22 protein-coding genes are annotated in these 22,197 nt (G+C 58.5%); 15 read left to right on the forward strand and 7 right to left on the reverse strand.

The features are described from left to right. Positions 1-127 precede the first annotated feature (127 nt). Complete coding sequence (locus ACSQ8V_RS39405; protein WP_436209512.1) at positions 128-928, reverse strand: hypothetical protein; 801 nt, start codon at positions 926-928, stop codon at positions 128-130. 40 nt (positions 929-968) lie between these two features. On the opposite strand from ACSQ8V_RS39405, the gene ACSQ8V_RS39410 reads away from it, so the two are divergent. The 7 genes from ACSQ8V_RS39410 (at position 969) to ACSQ8V_RS39440 (ending at position 6,110) form a co-directional block, all read left to right on the forward strand. After that, positions 969-1,247: a hypothetical protein gene (locus ACSQ8V_RS39410; protein ID WP_436209513.1), complete on the forward strand. Its 279-nt coding sequence runs from the start codon at positions 969-971 to the stop codon at positions 1,245-1,247. 316 nt (positions 1,248-1,563) lie between these two features. After that, complete coding sequence (locus tag ACSQ8V_RS39415; protein ID WP_165989302.1) at positions 1,564-1,839, forward strand: hypothetical protein; 276 nt, start codon at positions 1,564-1,566, stop codon at positions 1,837-1,839. A 134-nt stretch (positions 1,840-1,973) separates the two neighbouring features. Next, positions 1,974-2,330 carry a hypothetical protein gene (locus ACSQ8V_RS39420; protein ID WP_436209514.1) on the forward strand — a complete coding sequence of 119 codons (357 nt, stop codon included), beginning with the start codon at positions 1,974-1,976 and terminating at the stop codon, positions 2,328-2,330. 294 nt (positions 2,331-2,624) lie between these two features. Further along, positions 2,625-3,122 (forward strand): hypothetical protein, encoded by a 498-nt coding sequence (locus ACSQ8V_RS39425; RefSeq protein WP_436209515.1) that lies wholly within the window; start codon positions 2,625-2,627, stop codon positions 3,120-3,122. Next, entirely contained in the window at positions 3,031-4,131 is a 1,101-nt protein-coding gene (locus ACSQ8V_RS39430) for a YqaJ viral recombinase family protein (RefSeq protein WP_436209516.1), read from the forward strand. Before ACSQ8V_RS39425 ends, ACSQ8V_RS39430 begins: the two co-directional genes overlap by 92 nt. Before the next feature lie 5 nt (positions 4,132-4,136). Then, positions 4,137-5,168, forward strand: coding sequence for an ATP-binding protein (locus tag ACSQ8V_RS39435; protein ID WP_436209517.1), 1,032 nt, complete (start codon positions 4,137-4,139; stop codon positions 5,166-5,168). Positions 5,169-5,264: 96 nt separating this feature from the next. Beyond that, on the forward strand, positions 5,265-6,110 hold the full coding sequence (locus ACSQ8V_RS39440; RefSeq protein WP_436209518.1) for an ArdC family protein: 846 nt from the start codon (positions 5,265-5,267) through the stop codon (positions 6,108-6,110). A gap of 589 nt (positions 6,111-6,699) precedes the next feature. On the opposite strand, the gene ACSQ8V_RS39445 is transcribed toward ACSQ8V_RS39440, so the two are convergent. The 4 genes from ACSQ8V_RS39445 to ACSQ8V_RS39460 all read right to left on the reverse strand — a co-directional run bounded on the left by ACSQ8V_RS39445 (position 6,700) and on the right by ACSQ8V_RS39460 (position 13,097). Continuing rightward, positions 6,700-9,945: a conjugal transfer protein TraG N-terminal domain-containing protein gene (locus ACSQ8V_RS39445; protein WP_436209519.1), complete on the reverse strand. Its 3,246-nt coding sequence runs from the start codon at positions 9,943-9,945 to the stop codon at positions 6,700-6,702. Between the two features lie 129 nt (positions 9,946-10,074). Then, the gene (locus tag ACSQ8V_RS39450) at positions 10,075-10,581 is read right to left on the reverse strand and encodes a hypothetical protein (protein WP_436209520.1); all 507 of its coding nucleotides are present in this window, start codon (positions 10,579-10,581) and stop codon (positions 10,075-10,077) included. Between the two features lie 17 nt (positions 10,582-10,598). Next, positions 10,599-11,612, reverse strand: coding sequence for a ParM/StbA family protein (locus ACSQ8V_RS39455; protein WP_436209521.1), 1,014 nt, complete (start codon positions 11,610-11,612; stop codon positions 10,599-10,601). 1,041 nt (positions 11,613-12,653) lie between these two features. Then, positions 12,654-13,097: a hypothetical protein gene (locus ACSQ8V_RS39460; protein WP_436209522.1), complete on the reverse strand. Its 444-nt coding sequence runs from the start codon at positions 13,095-13,097 to the stop codon at positions 12,654-12,656. 691 nt (positions 13,098-13,788) lie between these two features. On the opposite strand from ACSQ8V_RS39460, the gene ACSQ8V_RS39465 reads away from it, so the two are divergent. Both ACSQ8V_RS39465 and ACSQ8V_RS39470 read left to right on the forward strand, forming a co-directional pair. Next, a complete protein-coding gene (locus tag ACSQ8V_RS39465) occupies positions 13,789-14,520 on the forward strand; it encodes a DsbC family protein (RefSeq protein ID WP_436209523.1) in 732 nt (243 codons plus the stop codon). 87 nt (positions 14,521-14,607) lie between these two features. Next, positions 14,608-15,318 (forward strand): DUF2786 domain-containing protein, encoded by a 711-nt coding sequence (locus tag ACSQ8V_RS39470; protein WP_436209524.1) that lies wholly within the window; start codon positions 14,608-14,610, stop codon positions 15,316-15,318. A 215-nt stretch (positions 15,319-15,533) separates the two neighbouring features. On the opposite strand, the gene ACSQ8V_RS39475 is transcribed toward ACSQ8V_RS39470, so the two are convergent. Continuing rightward, entirely contained in the window at positions 15,534-15,908 is a 375-nt protein-coding gene (locus tag ACSQ8V_RS39475) for a hypothetical protein (RefSeq protein WP_436209525.1), read from the reverse strand. A 153-nt stretch (positions 15,909-16,061) separates the two neighbouring features. Here ACSQ8V_RS39475 and ACSQ8V_RS39480 point away from each other — a divergent pair, with 153 nt between their 5' ends. The 4 genes from ACSQ8V_RS39480 (at position 16,062) to ACSQ8V_RS39495 (ending at position 20,184) form a co-directional block, all read left to right on the forward strand. Then, entirely contained in the window at positions 16,062-16,295 is a 234-nt protein-coding gene (locus ACSQ8V_RS39480) for a hypothetical protein (protein WP_436209526.1), read from the forward strand. A gap of 1,029 nt (positions 16,296-17,324) precedes the next feature. After that, positions 17,325-18,950, forward strand: a complete 1,626-nt coding sequence (locus ACSQ8V_RS39485; RefSeq protein ID WP_436209527.1) for an ATP-binding protein — start codon at positions 17,325-17,327, stop codon at positions 18,948-18,950. Between the two features lie 222 nt (positions 18,951-19,172). Next, entirely contained in the window at positions 19,173-19,487 is a 315-nt protein-coding gene (locus ACSQ8V_RS39490) for a hypothetical protein (RefSeq protein ID WP_436209528.1), read from the forward strand. A gap of 175 nt (positions 19,488-19,662) precedes the next feature. Next, the gene (locus tag ACSQ8V_RS39495; protein WP_436209529.1) at positions 19,663-20,184 is read left to right on the forward strand and encodes a hypothetical protein; all 522 of its coding nucleotides are present in this window, start codon (positions 19,663-19,665) and stop codon (positions 20,182-20,184) included. A gap of 478 nt (positions 20,185-20,662) precedes the next feature. Here the strand turns inward: ACSQ8V_RS39495 and ACSQ8V_RS39500 are convergent, their stop codons facing one another. After that, positions 20,663-21,037 (reverse strand): hypothetical protein, encoded by a 375-nt coding sequence (locus ACSQ8V_RS39500; protein WP_436209530.1) that lies wholly within the window; start codon positions 21,035-21,037, stop codon positions 20,663-20,665. Between the two features lie 65 nt (positions 21,038-21,102). On the opposite strand from ACSQ8V_RS39500, the gene ACSQ8V_RS39505 reads away from it, so the two are divergent. After that, positions 21,103-21,393 carry a hypothetical protein gene (locus ACSQ8V_RS39505; RefSeq protein ID WP_436209531.1) on the forward strand — a complete coding sequence of 97 codons (291 nt, stop codon included), beginning with the start codon at positions 21,103-21,105 and terminating at the stop codon, positions 21,391-21,393. Between the two features lie 159 nt (positions 21,394-21,552). Then, the gene (locus ACSQ8V_RS39510; RefSeq protein WP_436209532.1) at positions 21,553-22,161 is read left to right on the forward strand and encodes an LPD29 domain-containing protein; all 609 of its coding nucleotides are present in this window, start codon (positions 21,553-21,555) and stop codon (positions 22,159-22,161) included. The last annotated feature ends 36 nt before the right edge of the window (positions 22,162-22,197 follow it).

Consider the following 22,197-nt stretch of genomic DNA (forward strand, 5'->3'; position numbering starts at 1 on the left):
CGGGTCTGTTTCTGCTGATTCACCATAAACTCGAAAAGGGAAGCCCTGATCAGGCGGTTACCTGCCGTTTCCCCAAAAAAAAGCCGCATCCAATGGATGCGGCTCGTGGGTTGGTATGTAGCTTCGCTTAGGCCGCAAGCGGCTGCGCGGAACGTGCGTTTTCGAACTTCGGACCGATCAGGTCGCGATACAGGTTGTGGTGATACTCAACCTTCTTGTTCGCCTTGACCTTGTTCAGTGAGGCTCGATCGCTAATCCCGGCGGCGGCAAGAACCTTGGCCGCGGCATCAGCTAAAGCTTGCGCTTCTGCCCACAGTGAGTCCGGCGCCTTGACCTCTTTGCCCTGTGCGTTACGCAGGCTGAGGGCCTGGTTCGCGTAGAACCGGTCGCCCCGCTTCACCAGTTGCGAGAACGGCAAAAACGTCACCACTTCACCGGGCTGCACGTTCAGGAGCTTGTGTGCAAGCCGCTGCGCGAGTTCCGACTGGACGTCGAGTGAAAGCATGACGCCATCATCGCCCTCGCAAACGCCTTCAAAGCGCACGCGGACCTTCTGATACTCATTGCCGCGGCTGTCGCGGGTGGCCGCGAGCTTCACTGCGGAAATGCGACCCGTGATGCCCTCGGGCTTGCAGATGCCCTCGAGCGCGAGGCGGGCGACGGCCGTGGGGCCGTCCGCGCGTGTGTCGGAGTAGCCGCCTTTCCAGGCCGCTTCGCCGACCTGTTGCTGCGCAGCCTTCAGTGCACGATCGACCACTTCGTTATTGATCGGAACGAGCATACCTGCGACGGGGTTGTAGGTCACCAGCTTCATGTTGAACTCCTTCAATGTAATGCCCACCAGTAGGGCAGGGAAATCCTGGTGATCGAGATGACCTGCCAAAAAAAATCCGCCGGATTCTTTTTGCCGGGGCATGTCGACTGCCATGACATCCGCCCGCTGGCACGGGCTTTACCAGGAGAATTCCATGTCGGTTGCATACACCCCGCCGTTGTTCATGTTGCTCTGGGTCGCAGGCCTTTTCATGGTCGGATATCCGGCCACGATGATTGCGAGCGCTGGCGTTTCAATTCGCACTGTGCTTCTTGCAATCGTATTTGGCGTGATCGCGTGGGAACTGCGCGGTCTTGAGGCGGCTTTGCCCGTCCCGGTGCGATGGGCAGGCTGGTTTGCCATCATCGTGATGCTGTGCGCCGGGGTGTTGGATGCCGCGCGCGCCGAGCGCAAGGAAAAGGAGGGTTCGTGATGCATACGCGAACGATCGATGCGCGCACGGTTCGGACTGTTCTCCACCTGTGCCAGTTCTCGAGAATGCAGGTACGAGAACGAAAACATCCCTGGCAAGTGAGCCTGGGAGCGGTGTCCCGGATAGGCCCGAGCGAAATTGCGTCAATCCGGCGTCGGCACTTCATGTGCGCGTTGCCCTGACGTTGGACCACGACCCCGTTGACAGTCATCCAGACTTCACGGGGTTTTTTTGTTCGTCGGTAGAGAATATTTTTTGGCGGGAAATCTCCTGGCACAACGCTCCAATCCCCGAATCCCCCAGGAGGACCCTTCCCATGGCCGCACACACCCGGCTCGACATCGACATACTCAAGGTAGCCCAGCTGCTACTGCCCGACCAACCCGTTTCCCAGCTTGATCCCCCACAACTCGTTGCCAGCGACATCAGCCTCTTCAGGTTTGGTGATGGCCAGCGAGAGAGCCTGCACCTTCTTCTTGACGGATGCGGGACATTTACTGCGGTGTTCCATCCGGACACCGTCCTGCAGCACATCGAAGAGCACCACCTGAACGACTTTCCTGATGCGGGGGAGCGCGTCACCGTTCATTGAGTTGCTCTGCTGCTTGCCGCCCCTGGTCCGGGCGGCTTTTTTTTTGCCCTGCGCTGGCACCAGTTAATTTTGGATCGTCATCTCCAGACGCTTTGCCCTTCCCGACGCGAACAGCGTCTTACTGGAGATGAATCATGGATCTGGAGGTGATGTTAAATGCGTACATCCGCGCGGCCTTGTGGAGTACTGTTCTAGAAGATGGCGCGGCTATGGACAGTCGATATTCCTTGGACGATCTCGCGCCTGTGGCCAGGCAAAAGATGGCTGATGATTGTCGCGATTTTTTCAATGCACATGGAGTCGACCTGACAGTCGTCGGCGCGGAAGCTGCAGGGATTGACTTTTGGCTCACGCGCAACCGCCACGGTGCAGGCTTCTGGGATCGTGGGCTGAGCGATTTGGGCAAGCGATTGACGGATGCCGCCAATGCATTCGGCGAATGCGAGCTGTACATTGGCGACGACGGCAAGCTATATCTGCAGCCTGGCTGAGCGCCAGCGTCTCCTAACCCCAAAGCCACTCTTCGGAGTGGCTTTTTTATTTGCGGAAGCGGGAAGAACCAGCGCCGACCGATTATTTAATCGACCTACCTTGCCTTACCCTCTATGGCGCGGCTCATGATCGGCAGCCGTCGGCGTCGCAGGGTTGTTCACCGTGACGGCCGCATGTAGCGACTCGATTCAACCTAAGGATAGCAACGGCGAGGAATCGCGAGGCATCGGCCGTGCGCTGCACGGTGCGCTATCCCTCCCCGGCAATGAGGCTGGGGCGCCCGCGCAGACTGGATGACGCAAACCAATTTTGTCGCTCAACTGCTCGGCCGTTTGCGGGCGCGTCTGACAGCCTTGCTTCGGGGGGACCTTGCCGAGCAAGCGATCGAGGAGGATGACGCTCCGGACGACGAGGACATCGAGGCGATGTTTAACGCGCACATCTGCACGCATCTCGCCGCGCTCCCTCGCGCCTATGCGGCACTGGTGCCACCGGAGCTGGCAGATCTCATACGTCAAGCTAAGGCTTTCCACGTACTGGTTGACACGCGCGGAGCCGAGCAGGAGGCTGAGAGTGCACACGCCGAGATCGGCTTCTATCCACGCCATCATGTCAGGTTACGCATGGGTCCGAATGCGGAGCAGTACATGGCCATTCCAACGGTACTGAAGTGTGAATATGGCGACGGTCTGGACGCAAATGTCGAGCGACTTCAGATCAAGCGAGAGGGTGCTGTGGTGGTTGACGTTTTCGGTCACCGCATTCTTCGTCGATATAGAGAAGAATCTTGAAACGCGGACAGACGCCATTGCGCGCGAGTGTCAGGCTGATCGCATACCCGGGAAGAGCATGAAGCTCCTACAGATCGAACCCTATACGCCGGAGTGGCACGACTGGCGGTCCGGACGGGACCTTCCAGACGGACCCCGAATCACAGAGACGGCCGCGGCGATCATTGCCGGCCACTCGCGTGGAGCGAGCGTTCACCGCCTTTGGCAGGAGCAAACCGGGCGCGTGGCGCCACGCGAGCCGCAGGACAACACAGCGGCCCGCTCGAGCGCGGAGCGTCGGATGTGGCTGCGTGAGTTCTTCACCTCGACCCACGGACTGTCCATCAAGCCGGCCTGCATCGAGTCGTCCGAGCACACATGGATTGGAGCTACGCTGGACGGACTGTCCGAGCGGATGAACGAGATATGCATGCTGGTTACGCTGAGCTCCGGCGAGCATGACTCGGTTCGCAATGGCCAGGTACCGATGCGACTCCTCACCCGGATGCAATGGCAGCTGCTGTGCGCTGGGTCGCAGGTGCGCAAAGGACTCTTATTCGCGTGTCGCTTCGAAGCGTCCGGCATCCAACCTGGCGTCATGGTCGAAATGATTCCAGATGAGGACAAGCAGTTTGATCTACTGGAGAGTGCCCGCCGGTTTCGCGAAGCGGTTGTGGACAATGTCCCACCAGCCGGTAGCCGCTTTGAGCAAGCGGCACATCAGTGGTTGCTTGCCCATCGGCAGGTTGAGCGTGCGAGTCAGCAGCTAGAGGTGGCCCGGGCGCGCCTCGCTGTGCTTTACCCGGCCGGTGTCGACCCGATCACGGCGGGTGGGGTCACCGTATATCGAACAAACAAAAGCAATGCCTCGGGTCCTTCGGATCTGCAATCGCTCGTGGTAAAGCGCGCGAGCGACGCGCCTGCTGTCCTTGAGCAGCTCGACGCGCTTGACGTGCCGCTTGCGGATCTACGGGAGGGTGTGACCGGTCAGGATGTCGTTCCGGATACGCCGATCCAGCTTGGATGGTGAATGCCATGTCGGAAATTGGCGAAGCGAAACTGCAGAGTGACGAGCTCGATCGGATGCCACGTCTGCCCGGATCAGGAGCATCGTCGCATGGGTTTGCAGACGAACTGTTCGGCCTCACGGTCGGCGCCGAGGTACGCGAACACGCGCGGTTCCCGATACGTGCAGCGGGACCGGACACGCCGGCAAAGAACCCGAACTACCTGTTTCGCAAGGACCATATAAAGGTAGGGCAGGCATGGATCAGCGGACTATTTGACAACCTGATGCTTACAGGTCCGACGGGATCTGGCAAAACCAGTTTTATTGAGCAGTTTGCTGCTCGTCTTGGCTGGGGAGTCATTAGGGTCGCGTGCTCGAAGTCGCTCGAGTTGCAGGAGATCATTGGTCGGGTGTGCATCAATCCGGATGGGAGTACCGGGTGGGTTGATGGGCCAGCAATCCGGGCAATGAAAGAAGGCTCGATACTCTTGCTCGACGAAATAAACTTTCTCGATCCGGGGCAGGTCGGAGGTATGAATACCATTCTCGACGGTGGTTCTTTTCTCATTCCGGAAACGGGGGAGCGCGTGACGGCGCACCCGGATTTTCGGATTGCGGCCACGGGGAACGCACTCGACGGTGAAGACTCCAGCAGCTACAGAGGCACCCAACGCATGAATGTCGCTCTGCTTGATAGATTCAGCGGCGGCATCGAGGTCACTTATCTTTCGAAGGCGGAGGAAAGGACCATTCTGATCTCGGAAGCACCGAGGCTGCATCCTGCAGTGGTGAAAATTATGGTGGAGCTGGCCGAGGCGCTTCGAAAGTCCTACGCGTCCGGCCAGTTGTCAGCTGTATTGTCCACGCGGATCGTGGTCGCCTGGGGGGTCCTGTTGCAGAGTTTCTCCACCGTCGAAAAAGGCCAGCGGGAGAGTTTGCTTTCAACGTTGCGATCGACCTTCCTGTTTCGCGTCGGCCGGGCTGACAGGGCGGCAATAGAAGGCGTCGTGAACGGGGTGCTCCAGCGTACAACAACCGTCGGCAATGCGGGTCCGTAGCACCTGGAGCGGCTACCCACGGCAACTGTCACGATATTTTTTCGTGCCGCATATCCCTGTGCAATGTTCTCAACGTTCCAGCACAGGAGGTATCCCATGAATGCAGTCAACAACATAGAGGCAATGGTCGATCGGGCACGCGAGTGGATGCTCGGGCGGATTCAGCGCGAGCGGCCATGGCAAGGTCTCGGTGGTTTGCCGCTGCGTGTCACGGATGGAAAGCCGTACGAGGGCACCAACATTCCGCTGTTATGGATGCAGCAGGAAGCATTGGGCTCGCTTTCGAACGCGTGGGGCACGTTTCAGACGTTTCTACGCCGGGGCGAGCCGGTTGTGGCAGGGCAAGCGCCGGGGACGGCCATCCGCTTTCTCCCATTGGCCGGCGGGAACACGCAGGGGCGCGACTCGTGCGGACAGACGGGGCAGGAGGTTGCTCAGAGTCGAAGTACGGGGGTGACACTTCCGGTGAGTCTGTATAACCGCGCTCAGACGATCGCGTACGCGCCCGCTAGCGTTCCCGTCATCTCTGACACCACGCGTCACCCACAAGCTGTTCACAAGCTTGTAGATGACGTTTTGGCGCGCCATGCTGATGACTTGATCGCTGTGTCGTCGGCCGAGAGTTCGTTTATCACGCGGTTCACGTTCGACGTTGCCCGTATCCTTAGCGGGATCGATCCGTCTTCGATCGACGGGAACTATCAGGCCGACGCGGTGTTGGCTGTGGCGGATCCATCGACCGACCTGAAAAGGTTATGCGGGATCAGCGCAACCGTAATCCGGATCTGGAGCAGGGCGTCTATCGAAGTACGGTCGCCGGCCGGACAGCTCGAGTGTTCAGCGATTACGAACGCACGAGGTGCCGAAGAAGAGTTCGACCGGATACTCGGAATTGTGACGCGTGAAGGTATCGTGTATCGCCGCCCCGAAGCAGTCATTTAGCGACGTCAGTGACAGGCCCGCGCCTTTCACCGACAAGATCATCAGGCGCAACAGCGCCTCAACCCAACCAACCAGTCCGCATACCTTCGGTATGCGGGCTTTTTTTACGCAAACTCGAGGCCGGTCCTTATCGCTAGGCCATACCTGATAAGGTGCAGCGCCGTTTTTCTGAACTCCGCTGAACTTGCCCGTACCGCCCTTGCGGCTGACCGTTTTGCGATTAGAATGGAATCGTGATAAAGAAACGAACAGTTAAAGCGGGGTGAAAAAATGGGTGCAGGACTTCTTATCTTGGGCATCGGATACTTGGTGTACCGGACCATGGCGCGTAAGGGTGAGACGAGCGCATCGAGCACGGTCGAACCGCTTTCCAACGATGAGCTCGCCGCGCTTTCCGAAAGCGTTCCGCCGGCCCACCACTATCGGTGGGTTCCGCCGCACGGCAGCTCGGATGTGAGCGTTAACGCCAGCGATGACGGTCACTGGATGTTGTAAGCGGGGGCGAGGCATGGCCCTGTCCTAGCACCTGATTCAATGAAAAAAGCCACCTTCATTCGGTGGCTTTTTGCTTTATGCGGCGCGAATACTATCAATTCTTAGAAGGATGGAGTGGACGGTCATAAAGGTTGATTGCTTGCTGCGTCGCGTGTGAGGCCGGTGACTGCGGTTGAGGCGGGAGGCCTGCGCCAGGCGGTTCGGGCGGACCTGAATCCAGCAACGTGACTTTTGTGGATGGATCGTAATGGTCGGTGCCTTCCTGTCGCTGTGCGAGGCTTGCCTGATCCTTGGCGGCGCCACCTTCGATCCGGCCAGCCTCTGCCATTACCCGGTCCCGTTCGCCTGCGGGCAGGCCCATCTGGCTCATCGCGGCGGCAGCTTCCTGGCTCAGCGTAGGCGCTGCGGACGAACCAAAGCCGCCGCCGCCCGTTCCGCCAGCGAAGCCGCCGCCTCGAGCTCCACCCGAGCCCCACCCCCCGCCTGGGAGCGACCCCGGTGCCCCGAGCGGTCCGCTCGCGGGATTGAGTGACGATCCCGCTAGGCTTGTCGAACCGTCGGCAACGGCTGCAAGTGCGGAGTTTGTCGACGACGCTTCCGTCTGGCTGACAAACCGATCAAGCGAAGATTTTTCGAGAATACTTTGGCCAAGGTCGCTTCGGCCTGCCTGACTCGCGAGGGCTGCCACCCCAGCTTGTGCAGCGGTGTGCACACCAGAATCTCCGCTAAGCACGCCGCGTGAGAGGGTAGAAGTCACTGAGCTAGCGCTCGCGAAATTGGCACCCGCCAGGGCCGAATCCGTGATCGACTGTGCTTTGCTCATGATACTTTCGGCTGTGCCTGCAATCTGCCCGGAGCTGGCCATCCCTTGAGCAGTTTGCAGCGCGTCGCTGTATACGGCCTGACGAACGGCCTCTCCGACGCGAGCAGGGTCGCTGGTCTGATAGGCCATGGTGGCGATATCGGCCACATTGACCGAAGTCTTAGCACCGGATTGCATTGCGCTTTGGGCATCATGAGCGAATTGCTGATTGCGCTGCAGCGCGTCCTTTTCCGATTGTTGGGCCTGTGCGAGGGACGTGCGTGTCTGCGCGATCTGGCTATCGAGAGAGTTCCTGTCTGTAATCTGGACTCCGTCCCGAGTCGAATACTTGTCGTCGGCGGACACCTTGTTACTATTATTTTGATCGGTCGTCGTAGCGGCGCTCTGGCCGGTTGTGGTCCCTTGGCCACTTGATTCGCTCACGGTAACGCCGGCGCCGGTACCGCCGACCTTAAGGCCTGCGCTGGCACTTCCCGTGACCTGATTGCCTTTGTCGATATGTTCGCCTTGTGTTGCCGAATTGGTCTTTCTAATTGCCGTCGCGTTGTCGTCGGCCGTACCTGTTCCGTGAGCGTGTTCCCCGCCACTGGAGACATCGACACCGAGCGAGTGGCGTTGTGCGGTCAAGCTGGCGAGCTGATTGGTGAGCGATTGGACTCGCTGATGGGCCTCCTCGGACGACAGCTGTGCACTCTGGCTAGCGCGGAACGTATTGCTCAGCCCCTGCCCAAACTCGATCGTTGCCGCCGCTGTCTTATCGCCGGCGGTGTTGAAGCCCGCCGCACGAAGCGCAGATCCGCCACGACTCATCGCCGAAATTGCGGAGCTTACGCCCATGGCGTTGGCATTCGCGAATGGTAATCCTTGGGCCTGGATGTGCGAACGTGCGGCGTCAGCGTTGGTCAAGTCACTGGCATTACCGTCGTTATGCGACGTGTCCATGTAGTCGCGGCCTGTTCCTGTTGCACGGCCAGCGAGATTGGTAAACGCGTAGACCGATCCTGTGAGCAGCGTCAACGTAATGATCGGGGTGGCGGACATCAGCGACGATCCCGTATAGATGGTGCTGCTCACCTGGGTATAGAAGGTGTCGATACTGGCCGGCGAGATGATGGGGCTTGAAGCAAACGCAAGAAGGCGGGACCAGAAGGAAGTCTGGACGTAGTATGAAATGACGGCGGCAACCGGAAGCCATCCCTGGCTCCAGACACCCATCATGAACCACGATCCATAGATCTTGAACCCACCAATCCCCATCGTGAATGCCACCATAATCACGATCGGCGTCAGGGCAACAAAAATGAATGAGAAGCCATTCATGGCGTTCGTCATGAATGAGTCGAAAAGCGAGGCCTCGCCGGCGGTGTCGATCATGGCCTTGTTGCGAGCATTGGTCATCAGCGTCGTGAACGTGAAGGCTGCCTGGCTCTGATCGAGGGAGGCTTGCTGAGCCGAGCGGAAAATCGGGCTGAAGACGAGATTCATCATTGTCGCGTCGCGTTGTGCACCATTCGCCGTCATGGCGCTTTGCGCGCTGAGCGCGGTAACGGCGATGTTCTGGCTCAAGGTGTTGAGCATTGTGTCGGCTGCGGCCGCGGTTGACGGACCATCCGGCTCCGATGTCGACGACCTGGCGAGAACGTCACTCGTAAACGAGTCGCTGTCAATGTAAGTGGCCATCGCCTGGTAGATCTGCGGCCCAGCCTGGCTGCACGGCACTGGCGCCTGATTGATGGCCGGGTTTCCGGACGAATCGGTGCCGACGGTGTAGTAGATCGTAGTGCCTTGCATAGTCCCACTGGCTGTGCCGCCCGGGCTGTTGTTCAGCACATCGCTGATCCCTGTGCTCGATTGCATGGCCTGGCTCGAGAGACCTTGGACCGGGCAATACTTCATGTATGCAACCAGGTTATTGCAGATGGTCGTATTGTTTTGCGAGCAGTCGTAGACTTCCTGCAGCTTTAACAGCATCTTCAATGGCGAAAGCAGGCCGGCGGTGCCCTGTACGGCAACTCCGCCATCCCCAGGCGTGGTGAACCACTGCAAGTAGATGTCCGAGACAGCTTTGGTCATCTCACTCGCGATACCGGCAGGGTAGGCGAGACCGATCGGCACATTGTTGACCACGATCATTTGCGGTGTCACGGTCGTACCGTTGTCGCTGAAAAACGGCTTGACGGTAATCGTTGTGTGGCTGGTGAACATTGCCATGCCGACGATCGTGCTGATAAACCACGGTCCCACCATGAACTGTTGCCGTGTGGCGGTGCTAAAAAGAGCCACGATAAGCCCGGCAAGTCCCCCGGCAAGCAGCCCGCCGGTCATCACGGACGAGCTGCTGTTGCCATTGCCAAAGAATGCAGCTACTCCCTGAAATGCATTGGCGATCTGCTGCGGGTCACCTGCGACCCAGAAGACCGGGAAGCTTGAACTGGCGCTCTGTGCGAACGCAGCACCGGAAACCAGCATTGCAAACAAGCCAGCCAACGTGGTGATCAGTGTTGATTTCCTGCACATACGGACTCTCCTTGCGCAATTCCCCAGCGGAGAATGTATTAGCAAAGAACCGTATCAAATTATTCTGGCGGAGATTTCGTGAGGGCAGTGAAAGCCGCGAGCCGTCCGTACAACCGACCCTGTCGGCTGCTAGTCGTCGTCAAAACGGCTGACGAGGCCGGGCTTTCGCGTTGCCGGGGCGGGAGGTGGCTCCTGTGTCAGAGGCGGAGGAGGCTCCTCAGGTGCAGCCGTTGGGGCGCTCGCCGGCGCGCCGGCGGCGGCCGAAGGCTGCCCTGTGCCTCCAGCCTTGGCGGTGGCAAGCGACGCCGTTGGTGTCAAAGTACCAGTGACCGCCGCAGGCGTCGCGCCCCGCTCCCGCAATGGAGCGGGAGGGGGAGTCTCAGTGGGAAGGGCCGCGGCGATCGTGTCGTCTAGCAGTTGGCTCATGCCGCGCATGGCCACTTCTTTCTGGAAGCCGGGATCGCCAGCGCGATGCTGCGTCTGCTGGATATGCGCCCGAATGATGTCTCGCAACGCCGCACCAACGTCTCCTTCGTTCAGCGTGTAGAGGAACGTGTGCACGTCGGGGTGGGTATTGAAATGGGTGCGCAGACCGATCTGCAGCGTGGTTTTCCACTTGGATGTGGGTCTAGCCATGAAAGGTGCTCCCTTCATCAGGGGTTGAACCTCGAGAGGCCGTACCTGCAGAAGCCTTCGGAAACAGAAAAGCGAGGCGCGGGCGACATGACAGCATGAGGAAAGACCTCGCGAAGACCCGGGAAGAGAAGCTGGGCACCACCACCCGCGACGATTACGCCGTTGAGAGACGACGTCGCTTCGCCAAAACGGCGCTGCGCTTCGTCACGAACAACGTACAGCAGCTGCTCGCTTGATTCACGCAGTTCGGAGGCGAGATCGATCTGTTTGCCGTAAGCGGTCAAGGTCCCGTTGCGGATCGCGCGATCCACTGATCCCAGGTCGGATGGAAGATTTTTGCTTTGGAGGATTGCCGTCATGCGCTCGTACACGGCCGCAAACCCTACGCAGGAACCTGATGCCGCTTCGATGAAATCGGGGCCGTCCGTGAGGATAAAGTCGCTCGTACCCTGACCGACCTCGATGACCCCCCATCGTTCGTTGTCGAAATCATGCGCGGGATTCACACGGCCGTCGGACAGGAAAATCATCTCCTGCAGCGGACCGTTCGGCTGCGACTGCGCACGAACGTTGACGGTCTGCCCCGATCGCAGCATTGGCTCGACGAGTTGGGTTACGCGTGACTTCAGTTCCCGTCGCTGCGTGTCGTACCACGCCTGAGGCAGTCCAACGATCAGCTCGTAATGGTTTGGCACGTAGCCGATAGTGGTCTCGACTGCCTCGGCGACGCGTCGGAACGCACCGATCACGAGGACATCGTGGGTGTCGGTAAAGATCCAGTCCTTGTCCTGTCCCGAGTACGACTGTGCTCGGCCCTGCTTGACCGCAGTCTCGCCGTAGAAGTAATCACGTCCATTGAGGTTGACCGTCTCACGGGCCGCGCGCCGTCGTGTCCCCTCGTCGGATAGTGGGATAGCCGGACAGACAACCGTCAGAAACAAGTCCTGATAGTGCTGGGCGGGGTTAGTCGAGGTTGCCCAGACGAGTTTGGGTGCGGAGTGGCCGATGTCCATGCCGACTGAGATCTTCATGGTTTTTATTCCTATAGAGAGATTGTTGATTCACCGCTGTCCGGTGTTAATAATCTAGCACAGGTTTTAAATACCAAACCAAGATTTTTCGGTATGTACCGGAATTCCGGTTGCACGCACGACACGTTTGCGTGTGCTGCATAGCAGTATTCCGGTAGCGTTTTTGTGATAACGCCGCGTATAGCGGCCGAAGACGGCGAGAAAACTGGAGCGATGCAGAGGTAAGCAGGCGGCCCTGCGTGAGGTCCAAGCGACGGCCGGGACGGGGGGTGGTCGGAGCGCGTAGCCGCGCCCTTGATGGGCCGGGAAACGCGCGGGAGAGGCATGTTCGAGAGCGGAGGAAAGATAACAGTCGGCCCGGAAGGAAAAAGCGCCTTAAACATAATAACTGGACGGCCGTTGCCTTTTTCTGCTTGCGCTGCGCGCCACGCGGGTGAACCAGGAGGGTGCCTGTTTACCACCAGGAGAGGCTGAGGCTGGACCTTTTTCCGGTTACGTTCTTGCCACACGTTACTGCTTCCAGGTGAGGCGAGGATTGCCGGTTTCCTGCCAGTGAGGGGGCTACACGACTCCTTGCCGGCAGAGGCGGGGATGGCCTGTTGCCCGCTGGCGTGCCTCGTCGCCCCAAAGCGGTAGGTGCAGGGTAGAAATCGCTGGGGAGGGGGATCTCTCGTGCAAGGGCCGCAAGCGATTGAAGGGCACGCGGAGATCGTTTCGCAGCCGATGCTCAAGCAGCGGTCGTGGGATCGCACCTTTTCCAGGGTGAACCTGAAAAGGTCAACGCTTATGCCGACGGATGGGTTGAGGTGTGGTTGGCGGTGGCTGGATTCGGCACGGGATACTTAAAAAATGCGGATGTTGCCACGGTCCCACAGACAAGGCAGGAGGCTCCTACCGAGGAGGCTCCTGGTAGCGGGGCGCGGTACGCCTCGATCGACGACACCGGGCCGTGTCCTGGGTCAGGATTCTTAAAAAATGCGCATCTTCTAAACTTTGGTGGGGCGCGCAGCGCCCCAAAGAACAATCGCGGAAGTGCGCTACTTAATCCTCATCGACCTTCGAATAGTCGCGGTTGATGAGGTTGGCATCGATGCCATCGAGTGCCGCTTCCATACGGCGGATCATACGGATCGTCGAACCTCGAAGCTGCGCCGCGGCCGCGGCTAGTGGCACGTAACACGCTTCAACCTTGGCACGCTGTGCCATCAGTTCCTGAAGCAATCTCAGCAACTGCTTTGTTGCTTGGTCGTTGATGCCCTTGCGACGCAGACTAACGTAGCGCTCGCTGCGTGGAATGATCCGGTAGCGCGTTGCCGGCTGGCCCTTCCGGCCGTGCCAAAGGACGACCGTAGGCACACGGTCGCGAACGTTCTCGCCACGGTCGAAGCGCCGAAGGCACAGAAATCTGACACTGATCTTGCCAGCGCGTGGCCCTTGCGTTCGGTGAAGCATAAGGTTCGTGTCGGCAATCTGTTCGTCGATCACGACGAGAGCCTCCGCGAGTTCGTCGACAGTGCGCTGGAAGCGGTCTCGCCATTTTTCGGGTTTGCCAGGTCTTTCCGCGTCCACGGATAGGGCGCGATCGATTCGCGCTTGCCGATCGATGCCATCCGGCTCATTCAGGGTATCGGTTGGTTTGCTCATGCGGCGATGCTACCCCAACCGAAACAAGGTAAAGAACTCGTACAGGTCACCATTACTGGGAAACGATAAAAATCACCATAAGATGCATAAAACTACATCAAGATTGACAAACAAAAAAACGACGACATAATTGCCCGACATGTACTTAAAAAATGAGGGTGTTCGCCGTGGCCCGCAGACCAGTGATTTCCGAATTTTTGTACCAGATCGTCGAAAGAATGTGCGCGGAGCTGCCGTCAGACTCCCGTTGGGTGACGCTAGAGCAGGTTTGTAGCCATCCTGACGTTGTCGCGTCGGGATATAACAGCAAACAGGTCTGGTGCGCGTTGCGACTCCTCAAGCAGCATGGACGCCTCGAGGAGTTACGCGAGGACCAGAAATCGGAGGCGCGCTGCTACCTCCTTCCGCAGCAACAACAGATCAGCCACATCGTAGCCAAGGGTCTCCCGCCCCTGCCCAAGTCACTTGGGATCTCGCCCGAGGCGGCCCGCTACTGCCAGTACTCTCACCTCATCTGCGGGACCCTCCATTCATGAATCAAATGCGCAGGATGTGCCTTCTCCTGTGGGGTGTGGCGTCCCTTTCCCTTTCGATCCCGGTGGTGCAGGCCAAGGAAGATCCTTCCGCGCCGGTCCGCGCAGCGCTTGCCGCGAATGGCATCGCCGCCCAATCGGTCCAGGCCGCTCCGCTGAACGGGCTATACGAGGTAGTGACGGCGAGCCACGATCTGCTCTATGTGAGCGCCGACGGAAAATATATCTTCGCCGGGGAAATCATTGATGCCGGCACGCACGAGCGTCTGACGCAGGAGCGCATCGACAAACTGCAACGCGTCGACTTCACCAAGGATCTTCCTCATGACCTCACACTGAAGGCCGGGGACGCCCATGCAAAGAGGCACATCCTGATTGTGGTCGATCCGAATTGTCCTTACTGCCGCGACCTCGAGAATCGGCTCGCCTTGAGGAAAGACCTCTCGGAGGAGATCCTTGTGACCGGTTTGCTGGGCCCTCGCTCGCGCGAGGATGCCAGGACCATCCTGTGTTCCTCAGACCCTCTTGCGGCGCTCGACGCGAAGACAAAGGGTAATCCTCTGACACCGGTGGTGTGCGCGGCGGGCGATGAGAAGCTCGCGCGCATCGACGCGTGGTTACAGGTCCATCCTGTGCAGGTCACGCCGGAGACGTTTTTCCCGGATGGCAGCATGGCAAAAGGCGACCTGTCCGACGTTGATCTTGCAGATCGGCTGGCGAAAGCGAACTGAGCCGGGTCCCTATCGCGGTCTGCGTACCGCAACGGTTACGGCTCACATCACAACCTCGCGCGACTGGGCGCGATCCAGGGCGAAGCGATGGACAGAAAGACAGCAGTTGCAAAGATCCGCAAGTGTCTGAATCTGGCAGGTTCGGCCGAACCACACGAAGCCGCGGCCGCATTACGGCAGGCGCAAAAGTTGGTGGCGGAATTTGGCGTTGGTGATTTCGAACTAGCCGGCGTGGGCGTCGATGAAGCATGGGTGAAGAGTTCCGCATCTGCGCGTCCTCCCCGCTTCGAGGTCCAGCTGGCAAGCGTCGTCGCAGGTGCGTTTGGGTGTGAAATCGTATTCACGCGTCGTCTGAATGCTACACGCACGGGAATTGTCGGTGGCTATGCCTTCATCGGTGTCGCGCCAGCCGAGCAGATCGCTTCGTATGCCTTCACAGTACTGGCCCGCCAACTGCGAGCCGCACGAGCTCGATATGTCGCGGAAACACTGCGCCGGTGCCAACCTGGTAGTAGGACCGCGCGCGCAGACCAGTTCTGCGAAGGATGGGTGACAGCCGCACGTCGCCTGGTGCAGGCAAGCAACGTGAGCGAGCCCGACGCGCTCAGACTCGAAGGGTACCTGCGCGCGCACTACGCTGACACGCGAAGTGTGGCGCTGCGGTCCCGCTCGGTGGCACGCCACGTGGATCCGCATGTCGACAAGGTCCGTGGTTTCGCAAATGGCGCAAAAGCCAGACTCCATGGAGGGTTGCCATCCGTTCAGGAGCAACTCACGCTCGGATGCAGCGAGTCGTGAATGATCCGGATACCACGTCGAACGCTCGCTTACCTGACTCATCTCATCGGTCACGATCGAGCCTGTTCGCAGGTCCATCCTCGTTAAAGGCTAATCCGCCGAAGGCGCATCCCGAAAAGGCTCACCTGTGTCACGGCGTTCAGCTCGCTGACCGGCGACCGTGGTCGCCCAAGAACACAATTCGCATGTCGGCAGTTGGGAGGCGGAGGCTAAACCTAATGCGGCCCGGCCAGCCGCTCGACGAACGCAAGGACTTTTGACGGGACGACAGCCATGAGTGACCTCAATAGCACCATGATCGCAGGACCCGGTGAAGACACGGGCGAGATGTGTGACAGTCGCACGGCCGTTCTTGTCTGGATTACGAGCAATGCTGGAAGAAACATGCGCCACGCTGCGATCGACATAGATGACGTCCTGGCGATCGCGTGCCATTCGCGAACCACATGGTGGGCGTCGAGGTTGACCTGCGGCGAGTTCTTCGATGGGATCGTGACCGAGTCATCGACGAAAACCGGTGGCGCCCAGTTGATCCGGAAGAGTTCGAGACGCTCGGAGCCATCAGGCAGGTACAGAGGGCGAAGGGGCACCCTGAGGCACGTCGACCGAATGGAGTTGTCGCGCCGGGTGCCCTCCATACGGGACCATCCTTGTCTAGGGGCAACCTACGAGAGGCGAGTCCTGTCCACGCCTATCCTCATAAGGAGTGCCGGCGCAGGCCGTCCTGAGCGCGAGGTGAAACCATGACAAGGGAAACCCTCCAACACGCGGATCTCTTTGCCGAACTCGCCGACGACATCGCCGCTGTTCCTCCTTGTAGCTTGCAGCCGGAACTCGATACGTGGACACGCACGACGCAAAGACTCTACTTCCATTACCTGATCCAAGCCATCCACGAAGGCACCTACCTCGAGGCGAGTCTCGCCAACGTTCGTTATGTGATGCTTCACCTCAACGGACTCGGCGGTCAGTGGTAAAGAGGGCGGGGCGCGGCTTGCCACAGATGCCGCCCGGGGTGGCCATCCCGGTGGGCTTAAGCGTCGCAGGCATGGCTTCACGCCAGCGGTCTACCAGCCACCATCTGGCGCAGTGTTGAGGATGCTCCTAAGGATGGACCTGGCCGTTAACCCCGCGCGAAGCGCGTACCTCGAGGCGCGAAGCGCCTTCCGAAGCGCACAGCGCACTCCAAAGGAGCGAGAAGCCGAACTTGCCGAGAAACCCCGGGGAGGCCGGACGCGAAACCTCGCGGCCGGCCTCCCCGGGGCAAGCCGGAACGGCGCAGCGGCAAGGGCGGATTCGACCGCCACCCCGCCGCAAAGCGGCTTCCTAGGCGGTGCGTCAGCGCCGCCTTCCAACCCATCCGAGCGAAGGCGCTGGATGGGGGTTTCCGAAGTTGCCGTATACCGACCGTGCTACTCATTTTCTTACCGGGCACTTTCCCGTTCACATTGTTTTCAAACGCACATATCGAGCGCTAAGTCTTTCATCAATTTCTCAAATTCTTTGTGGGAGTAAAAAATGACTTGTGACCATTCTTCGACCAACTGCATGTGTCCCTTCGCTTTCACCGAAGCATCAGAACGTGTACAGAACTACGGATGCCTGCCCACTCCACATGAAATTGTCACCATGCGTACGGAGTTCGGCAAGACGTGGGCATGCCACGACGATACAACGAAGCCTTGCATCGGCGCGATTCTTCATCTGAAGGAGCACCGCCTGCCACATAAGGTCGTCGACTCCGACCTTTTGACGGACCGCAGTGACTGGCACCTTTACGCAAGTTCGACGTCTGAGCACACCGCTTGAGCATGCGAAAAACCGGAGCATGCATCTCGCACGCCTAACGAACTCCCCGACGTCTCCGCGCCAAAGCACCGCCCCTCGCTGCATCACCGCAGACGAGGGGTTTTTCATCTCCGCGATCTGCACGCCTATTTTTTGGCAAACCATTGCATGCGCTCAGACCTTTGCGCTAGGGCAGCGCTTCCCATCGGAGATTCAAGATGACCTCAGCCGTACGTGTTGCAGTCAATGAAGCAAACCTTGTCAAAAACCTCAAGTTCGCGTTCTCCAACTTCTCGACCTTCCTCGGCGAACTGATCCAGAACAGCCGCCGCGCAGGTGCCACGAAGGTGGACATCGTCCTGGTAGGGAAGACTCTTACTGTAACCGACGACGGTCACGGTATTGAGAACTTTCAGAACCTCTTTACCGTGGCTGAAAGCGGGTGGAACCAGCAGACACAAACGCTCGAAAATCCCTTCGGTATGGGATTTACCAGCGCGCTATTTGCTTGCGAGCGGCTCACCGTTGAATCATGCGGTCAACGACTCGAGGCGCCGACGAGCACTCTGCTGCAGTTGTCCGATGTTCAAGTCGTGCCCGGGGATTTTGCAGCCGGGACACGCCTCACGTTGGCTAATCTGTCTTTCGATGAAACCCGGGTGGAGAGTGCCCTCAAGGCCATCGCACGTGGCTACCCAATCCCCATCATCTTCAACGGCACTTCGTTGGATCGCCCTGAAGCTCTCGACTGCGCAACGTTCGAACAGATGCCCATCGGTGCCGTGTGGATCAAAGACCTTTCCAAGGTAACACTTGCCCGTTCGAATGTTCGCGTTTTCCTGCAAGGCCTTCTCGTTGCGGGCTTGCCACACTGTATCGCGCCGCTTGTCGTCATTCATCTGGACAGCACACTGTTCAACGCCAAACTTCCGGACAGGGACTGCCTTATCGACGAGCTTGAAAAAATGGCGGAGATCGAAAAGCAGGTCGGCCACGTTATCCATGCTTCGTTGGCTAAAAAACAGCGTGAAATGGATGTTGTGGCGTTCGTGGAAACCTACTGGGACGTAGCGTGCGAGTTCTCACCTGATCTCTTACGTGATCATCCAGCAGTTCCCACGAGACTTCTTTCTGAACTCGAAAGCCTCGCGTGTTGTTCGGACACGTATGTCCCGTACAAGTACGTACCAACTCGCGATGCTAAACCTCTTCTGCGAGATGACTTCGAGCGAGGAGACCACAAGGTAGTGCTCGGTAGCTGCTACGTCGATCTCGAGTGCGACTTAGCGAGCGCATTGAAACTAGCATACGTAAGGGCTATCGGCGCTTCAGTCGTCGAAAAGCGCCTTCCTGCCGGCCATTGGTTATTTAGCGCCCCGTTGCTGGAAGATTTCGATGTGCAGTACGAAATCGTCAACCCCGGTGTTGTAGCGGGGTCCGGCAGCTTTCAATGGGACTTTGACTTGCAGATTTGTGACGCCATAAGGATCAACGGTGTCTGGGGCGAAGTAACGATAGCCGACGACGAAATTGCTGTCGGAAACGGAGAGGACGATCTCCATATCTGCTTGTACAGCCCCAAGGACGTCGTACGACCCGGGGTAGGCGTCGAGCAGTTCGAGGATTTCTACTCGGACGATGGATTTGACGACAGCTGGTATGACGAGAGTCTGGACAAGTTTCGGCGGTTGATCATGCAAGCACGTCACTCGAAACCTACAGATTTGCTGAACGATCTTCTCTCCGATATCTATGTGGACACCGCAAGTGCGTTGAGCACGAGCTATATCCTTCAGGTTTCCGATATCGGCAGGCTCACTGTCATCGAGCAGCTCGCAACCTGACTATAGTCCAACCCAACGCCCGCAATTTCCATCGGAGATTGCGGGCATTTTCTTTCCGTCTACCCCAGCTCCGGCGGTCGACGCTGCCCACCCGCTGCGGGACGTCCCAGTCCCCCACCAAAGCTTTCTTTTTGGTCAAGCATTTCCTTCGCTTTGTTCTCGGCACGTAAAGCGTGCACTGAATCCCTTCTCCAAGGGCAATCCTCGATAAGGACCAACACCATGCAATCCATCTCTCTGAAAATGACGTGGACAGGCACCCTCAACCTGTTTCTCGCGCTCTATGAACACGGCGACCGAAAATACGCCCGCGAGCAGCTCGCCAACATGGCGCGCCTCGCCGACTTCGCCGCCGATGCAAAGGAAGCGTTCGACCGAATCGCTAACATGAAGGACCGTGATGGCACCGCGATAGACATGCATCGTGAGAAGCTGCGCGGAATTGCCCGTGCTGCTCTTGGGCAGCTCGGATCGCTCCAGCCCACCGCGACCTCAGACACAGCATGGGTCTCGCGAACCAGCGACACGGCAAACTGACTCTTGTCCAACCTCAATCCCGTCGACCAGCACCGCTGATCGACGGGATTTTTATTGCTTAAGAAGAAGCCGTTCGTCTGGCCTCGCATTCGGCTCCAGACGCAACTATTTTTTGACCACAAATACCGTAACACCCAGACAACCGCGCCTCCGCGCACTCCTTGGAGATACCATCATGCAGAAGCCCAGCATCGCGACATGTTCTATATATCAACTCATGTGCACGCTACGTGGAAAGCCCTATACGATCTTCCGTGAAGGCGCCTCTCAGCTCGCTGAATACATACAGGAAATGTTCGACGACCACGGTCCTCTATTTGTCGTCAACAGTATTCGCGCCGTGTCGATCGCGGAACAGATCAAGTACCGCCGAGCCCTAAAGCGGTCAGTCAGGGCAGATCTTAAGCACTGTATCAAGTGGATGGACGGAACCTACTATGGCGAAACCGGAGCCGTAGGCGATAAGGCAGACCCGTGGGAAGCAGCGAGTCGATTTTCGCTAAGCACGGGGTGTACTGGACAATCCGCGCAGCAATTTTTTTCCCGCCTGTCCATGCATAGTTACGATCGCCTTCAAATCCGGCAGCGCAACGTGATCGATTGGAGAGCACGACTGAACTGGACGGATGCGACGATTGCTGAACGTCTCCGTTACGGCCGTCGAGTATGGTCTCCATCCAAGCCAACCTTGCCCTGACCTGCGATAAGAGTGGGCAGGCGGATCCGCCTCGTTCCAATTCAACAGCCCGTCGACCAGCACCGCTGCTATACGGGTTTCTATTTTCGTCATCGCGGGGCCCATATGCACCTCTGTTGAATATTTTTAGCCGCGGCGTAGCCCCGTGCTTAGTCGTCCGCCCGTTCGTCCGGGCTTACTCGAGGAGATCACTCTATGAAAACGCGCGTCTATCGTCTGAATGGCTGTTTGCTCACGGACCACAAGATCGACGGTCAATGGGTAACTGTGCACGTTGAACCTGTCTAATTCGCCCATTCTGTGGCCAATACACTGCCCCTCAATCCGCACCGACGGATCGAGGGGTTTTTTTATGCCACCGCGATGAAAATGCCGTCGCATCTCGGACTGGCGCACCGCTTACACCACACCTTCAACCGTACGACTTTCTTTTGGGATCGCATCTCCAGTCACCCTGACTTCCGCCCGCGAGGGCGTTCTACTGGAGATACAAGTGCGACAAATCCACTTGAAAGCTGTTGTATTTGACGAGACGCGACACTGGTGTAATGACGTCGCCGCAATCGCCGGCGGCCGGATCTACCGCACGTACCTTTTCGACACGGAGCGTGCCGTCAACTGTTGCGAGCTCACGCTGAGCTACGAGCTTTGGCCTATGTACACCACGCCGCTTGAAGACGACGAAGAGGGCACAGCGCACGAGCAGCTTGTTGCTGGAGAGGACAGCGAGATCCGTTACTACCATCGACAAGTAATCGATAGCATGCCTCCTGAGTTTGTACAGGATCTGGGCTTTCACCGAGTCCACGAGGACGAGGGCCGCGACGAGGCTTTCGTGCGTTGTCTTGATCACTACCGGGGCAACGTCGTTCTGGACACGCCTCGGTTCGTTCGCTCGACAGCACGGTAGGAGAGGGCATGACCAACGAAAAGATAGTCCCAGAAGCACCGCTGGAGCCGGCAGAACAGGTGCCAGACAGCAAGCTAGGGCTTTATTACGTTAGCGCAGTGGCAGCCGACCGTCGGAAATGGTGGCCACTACTCGGGCCGTTTCCTGACGACCACGCAGGCGCGATCCGCAAGATTGACGCCGTTCGGAAGCTCGCCTGCGAACTTGACCCTCGCGGCTGCTGGTATTCGTACGGCACCGTGAGGATCGAACATCAGGACAAACCTCCTCAAGGGGCTCTTAACGGCCATCTTCTCTAGCGATCCCCTCGCCAAGCCACGTCCCCGTACTCACGCAAGTGAAACGGGGGCTTTTTTTTTGCCCACACATTGCCTCCGCAAAGCCAATGCGACGCGCGGGCCGGTACGTCATCAACCCGCGCTCTCCTGAATCAAACCCAACCTAGAAGGAAACACACCATGCCAGCCCACTATCTGTCGTGCGCCGAAACCGCAAAACTGGTCCGTCAGTCACTCAAAGAAGCCTTCCCAGACGTCAAATTCAGCGTAAAGAGCGATACCTACAGCATGGGTGCTTCAATCGCTGTGCGCTGGCTCGACGGACCCAACGTGCAGCAGGTCGAAAGCGTGGTCGGGCGATTCGAGGCTTCGTACTTTGATGGCTCCATCGATTACAAGGGCTCCATCTATCACATGATGGATGGGAAACAAATCCGCTTCGGAGCCGACAGCGTGCGCCGTGGGCGCGAGAACAGCGATGTCGCAGTTCAGCGCGCGATCGATCGCGTCTTCCGACGGTTCGCCGCAAACTTCGCCGACGGGAGACAGAGCAAGCCAACTGTCGCACAGTTCAACCGAGGCGAGCTGTACAACGTTCAACTTCCGAACCTTCACATTAACGGCGGAGAAAGCGTGCAAACCGAGGTTCGGCGAGCAATGACAAAAGCAACCGACCGCTTAAAAGTTTGCCCGAGCCCCACCGCAGGAAAGGTTTTCGTAACTCACGATGATGGCTATAGCAGATCAAGCGGTTCCGGATTCTCTGCGGTTTCACAGGAGACTCTCTGATTGCGAACGACCGTCGTCAATGCCCGATTAGTCGCG

The sequence above is a fragment of the Caballeronia sp. LjRoot31 genome, from assembly GCF_964253885.1.
In the GTDB taxonomy this organism is placed as follows: domain Bacteria; phylum Pseudomonadota; class Gammaproteobacteria; order Burkholderiales; family Burkholderiaceae; genus Caballeronia.

Excerpts from the sequence above, each read along its gene's own strand:
- ACSQ8V_RS39405 (WP_436209512.1), bottom strand. The coding sequence starts at position 928 with ATGGCAGTCGACATGCCCCGGCAAAAAGAATCCGGCGGATTTTTTTTG.
- ACSQ8V_RS39410 (WP_436209513.1), top strand. The coding sequence starts at position 969 with ATGTCGGTTGCATACACCCCGCCGTTGTTCATGTTGCTCTGGGTCGCA.
- ACSQ8V_RS39415 (WP_165989302.1), top strand. The coding sequence starts at position 1,564 with ATGGCCGCACACACCCGGCTCGACATCGACATACTCAAGGTAGCCCAG.
- ACSQ8V_RS39420 (WP_436209514.1), top strand. The coding sequence starts at position 1,974 with ATGGATCTGGAGGTGATGTTAAATGCGTACATCCGCGCGGCCTTGTGG.
- ACSQ8V_RS39425 (WP_436209515.1), top strand. The coding sequence starts at position 2,625 with ATGACGCAAACCAATTTTGTCGCTCAACTGCTCGGCCGTTTGCGGGCG.
- ACSQ8V_RS39430 (WP_436209516.1), top strand. The coding sequence starts at position 3,031 with ATGTCGAGCGACTTCAGATCAAGCGAGAGGGTGCTGTGGTGGTTGACG.
- ACSQ8V_RS39435 (WP_436209517.1), top strand. The coding sequence starts at position 4,137 with ATGTCGGAAATTGGCGAAGCGAAACTGCAGAGTGACGAGCTCGATCGG.
- ACSQ8V_RS39440 (WP_436209518.1), top strand. The coding sequence starts at position 5,265 with ATGAATGCAGTCAACAACATAGAGGCAATGGTCGATCGGGCACGCGAG.
- ACSQ8V_RS39445 (WP_436209519.1), bottom strand. The coding sequence starts at position 9,945 with ATGTGCAGGAAATCAACACTGATCACCACGTTGGCTGGCTTGTTTGCA.
- ACSQ8V_RS39450 (WP_436209520.1), bottom strand. The coding sequence starts at position 10,581 with ATGGCTAGACCCACATCCAAGTGGAAAACCACGCTGCAGATCGGTCTG.
- ACSQ8V_RS39455 (WP_436209521.1), bottom strand. The coding sequence starts at position 11,612 with ATGAAGATCTCAGTCGGCATGGACATCGGCCACTCCGCACCCAAACTC.
- ACSQ8V_RS39465 (WP_436209523.1), top strand. The coding sequence starts at position 13,789 with ATGAATCAAATGCGCAGGATGTGCCTTCTCCTGTGGGGTGTGGCGTCC.
- ACSQ8V_RS39470 (WP_436209524.1), top strand. The coding sequence starts at position 14,608 with ATGGACAGAAAGACAGCAGTTGCAAAGATCCGCAAGTGTCTGAATCTG.
- ACSQ8V_RS39480 (WP_436209526.1), top strand. The coding sequence starts at position 16,062 with ATGACAAGGGAAACCCTCCAACACGCGGATCTCTTTGCCGAACTCGCC.
- ACSQ8V_RS39485 (WP_436209527.1), top strand. The coding sequence starts at position 17,325 with ATGACCTCAGCCGTACGTGTTGCAGTCAATGAAGCAAACCTTGTCAAA.
- ACSQ8V_RS39490 (WP_436209528.1), top strand. The coding sequence starts at position 19,173 with ATGCAATCCATCTCTCTGAAAATGACGTGGACAGGCACCCTCAACCTG.
- ACSQ8V_RS39495 (WP_436209529.1), top strand. The coding sequence starts at position 19,663 with ATGCAGAAGCCCAGCATCGCGACATGTTCTATATATCAACTCATGTGC.
- ACSQ8V_RS39505 (WP_436209531.1), top strand. The coding sequence starts at position 21,103 with ATGACCAACGAAAAGATAGTCCCAGAAGCACCGCTGGAGCCGGCAGAA.
- ACSQ8V_RS39510 (WP_436209532.1), top strand. The coding sequence starts at position 21,553 with ATGCCAGCCCACTATCTGTCGTGCGCCGAAACCGCAAAACTGGTCCGT.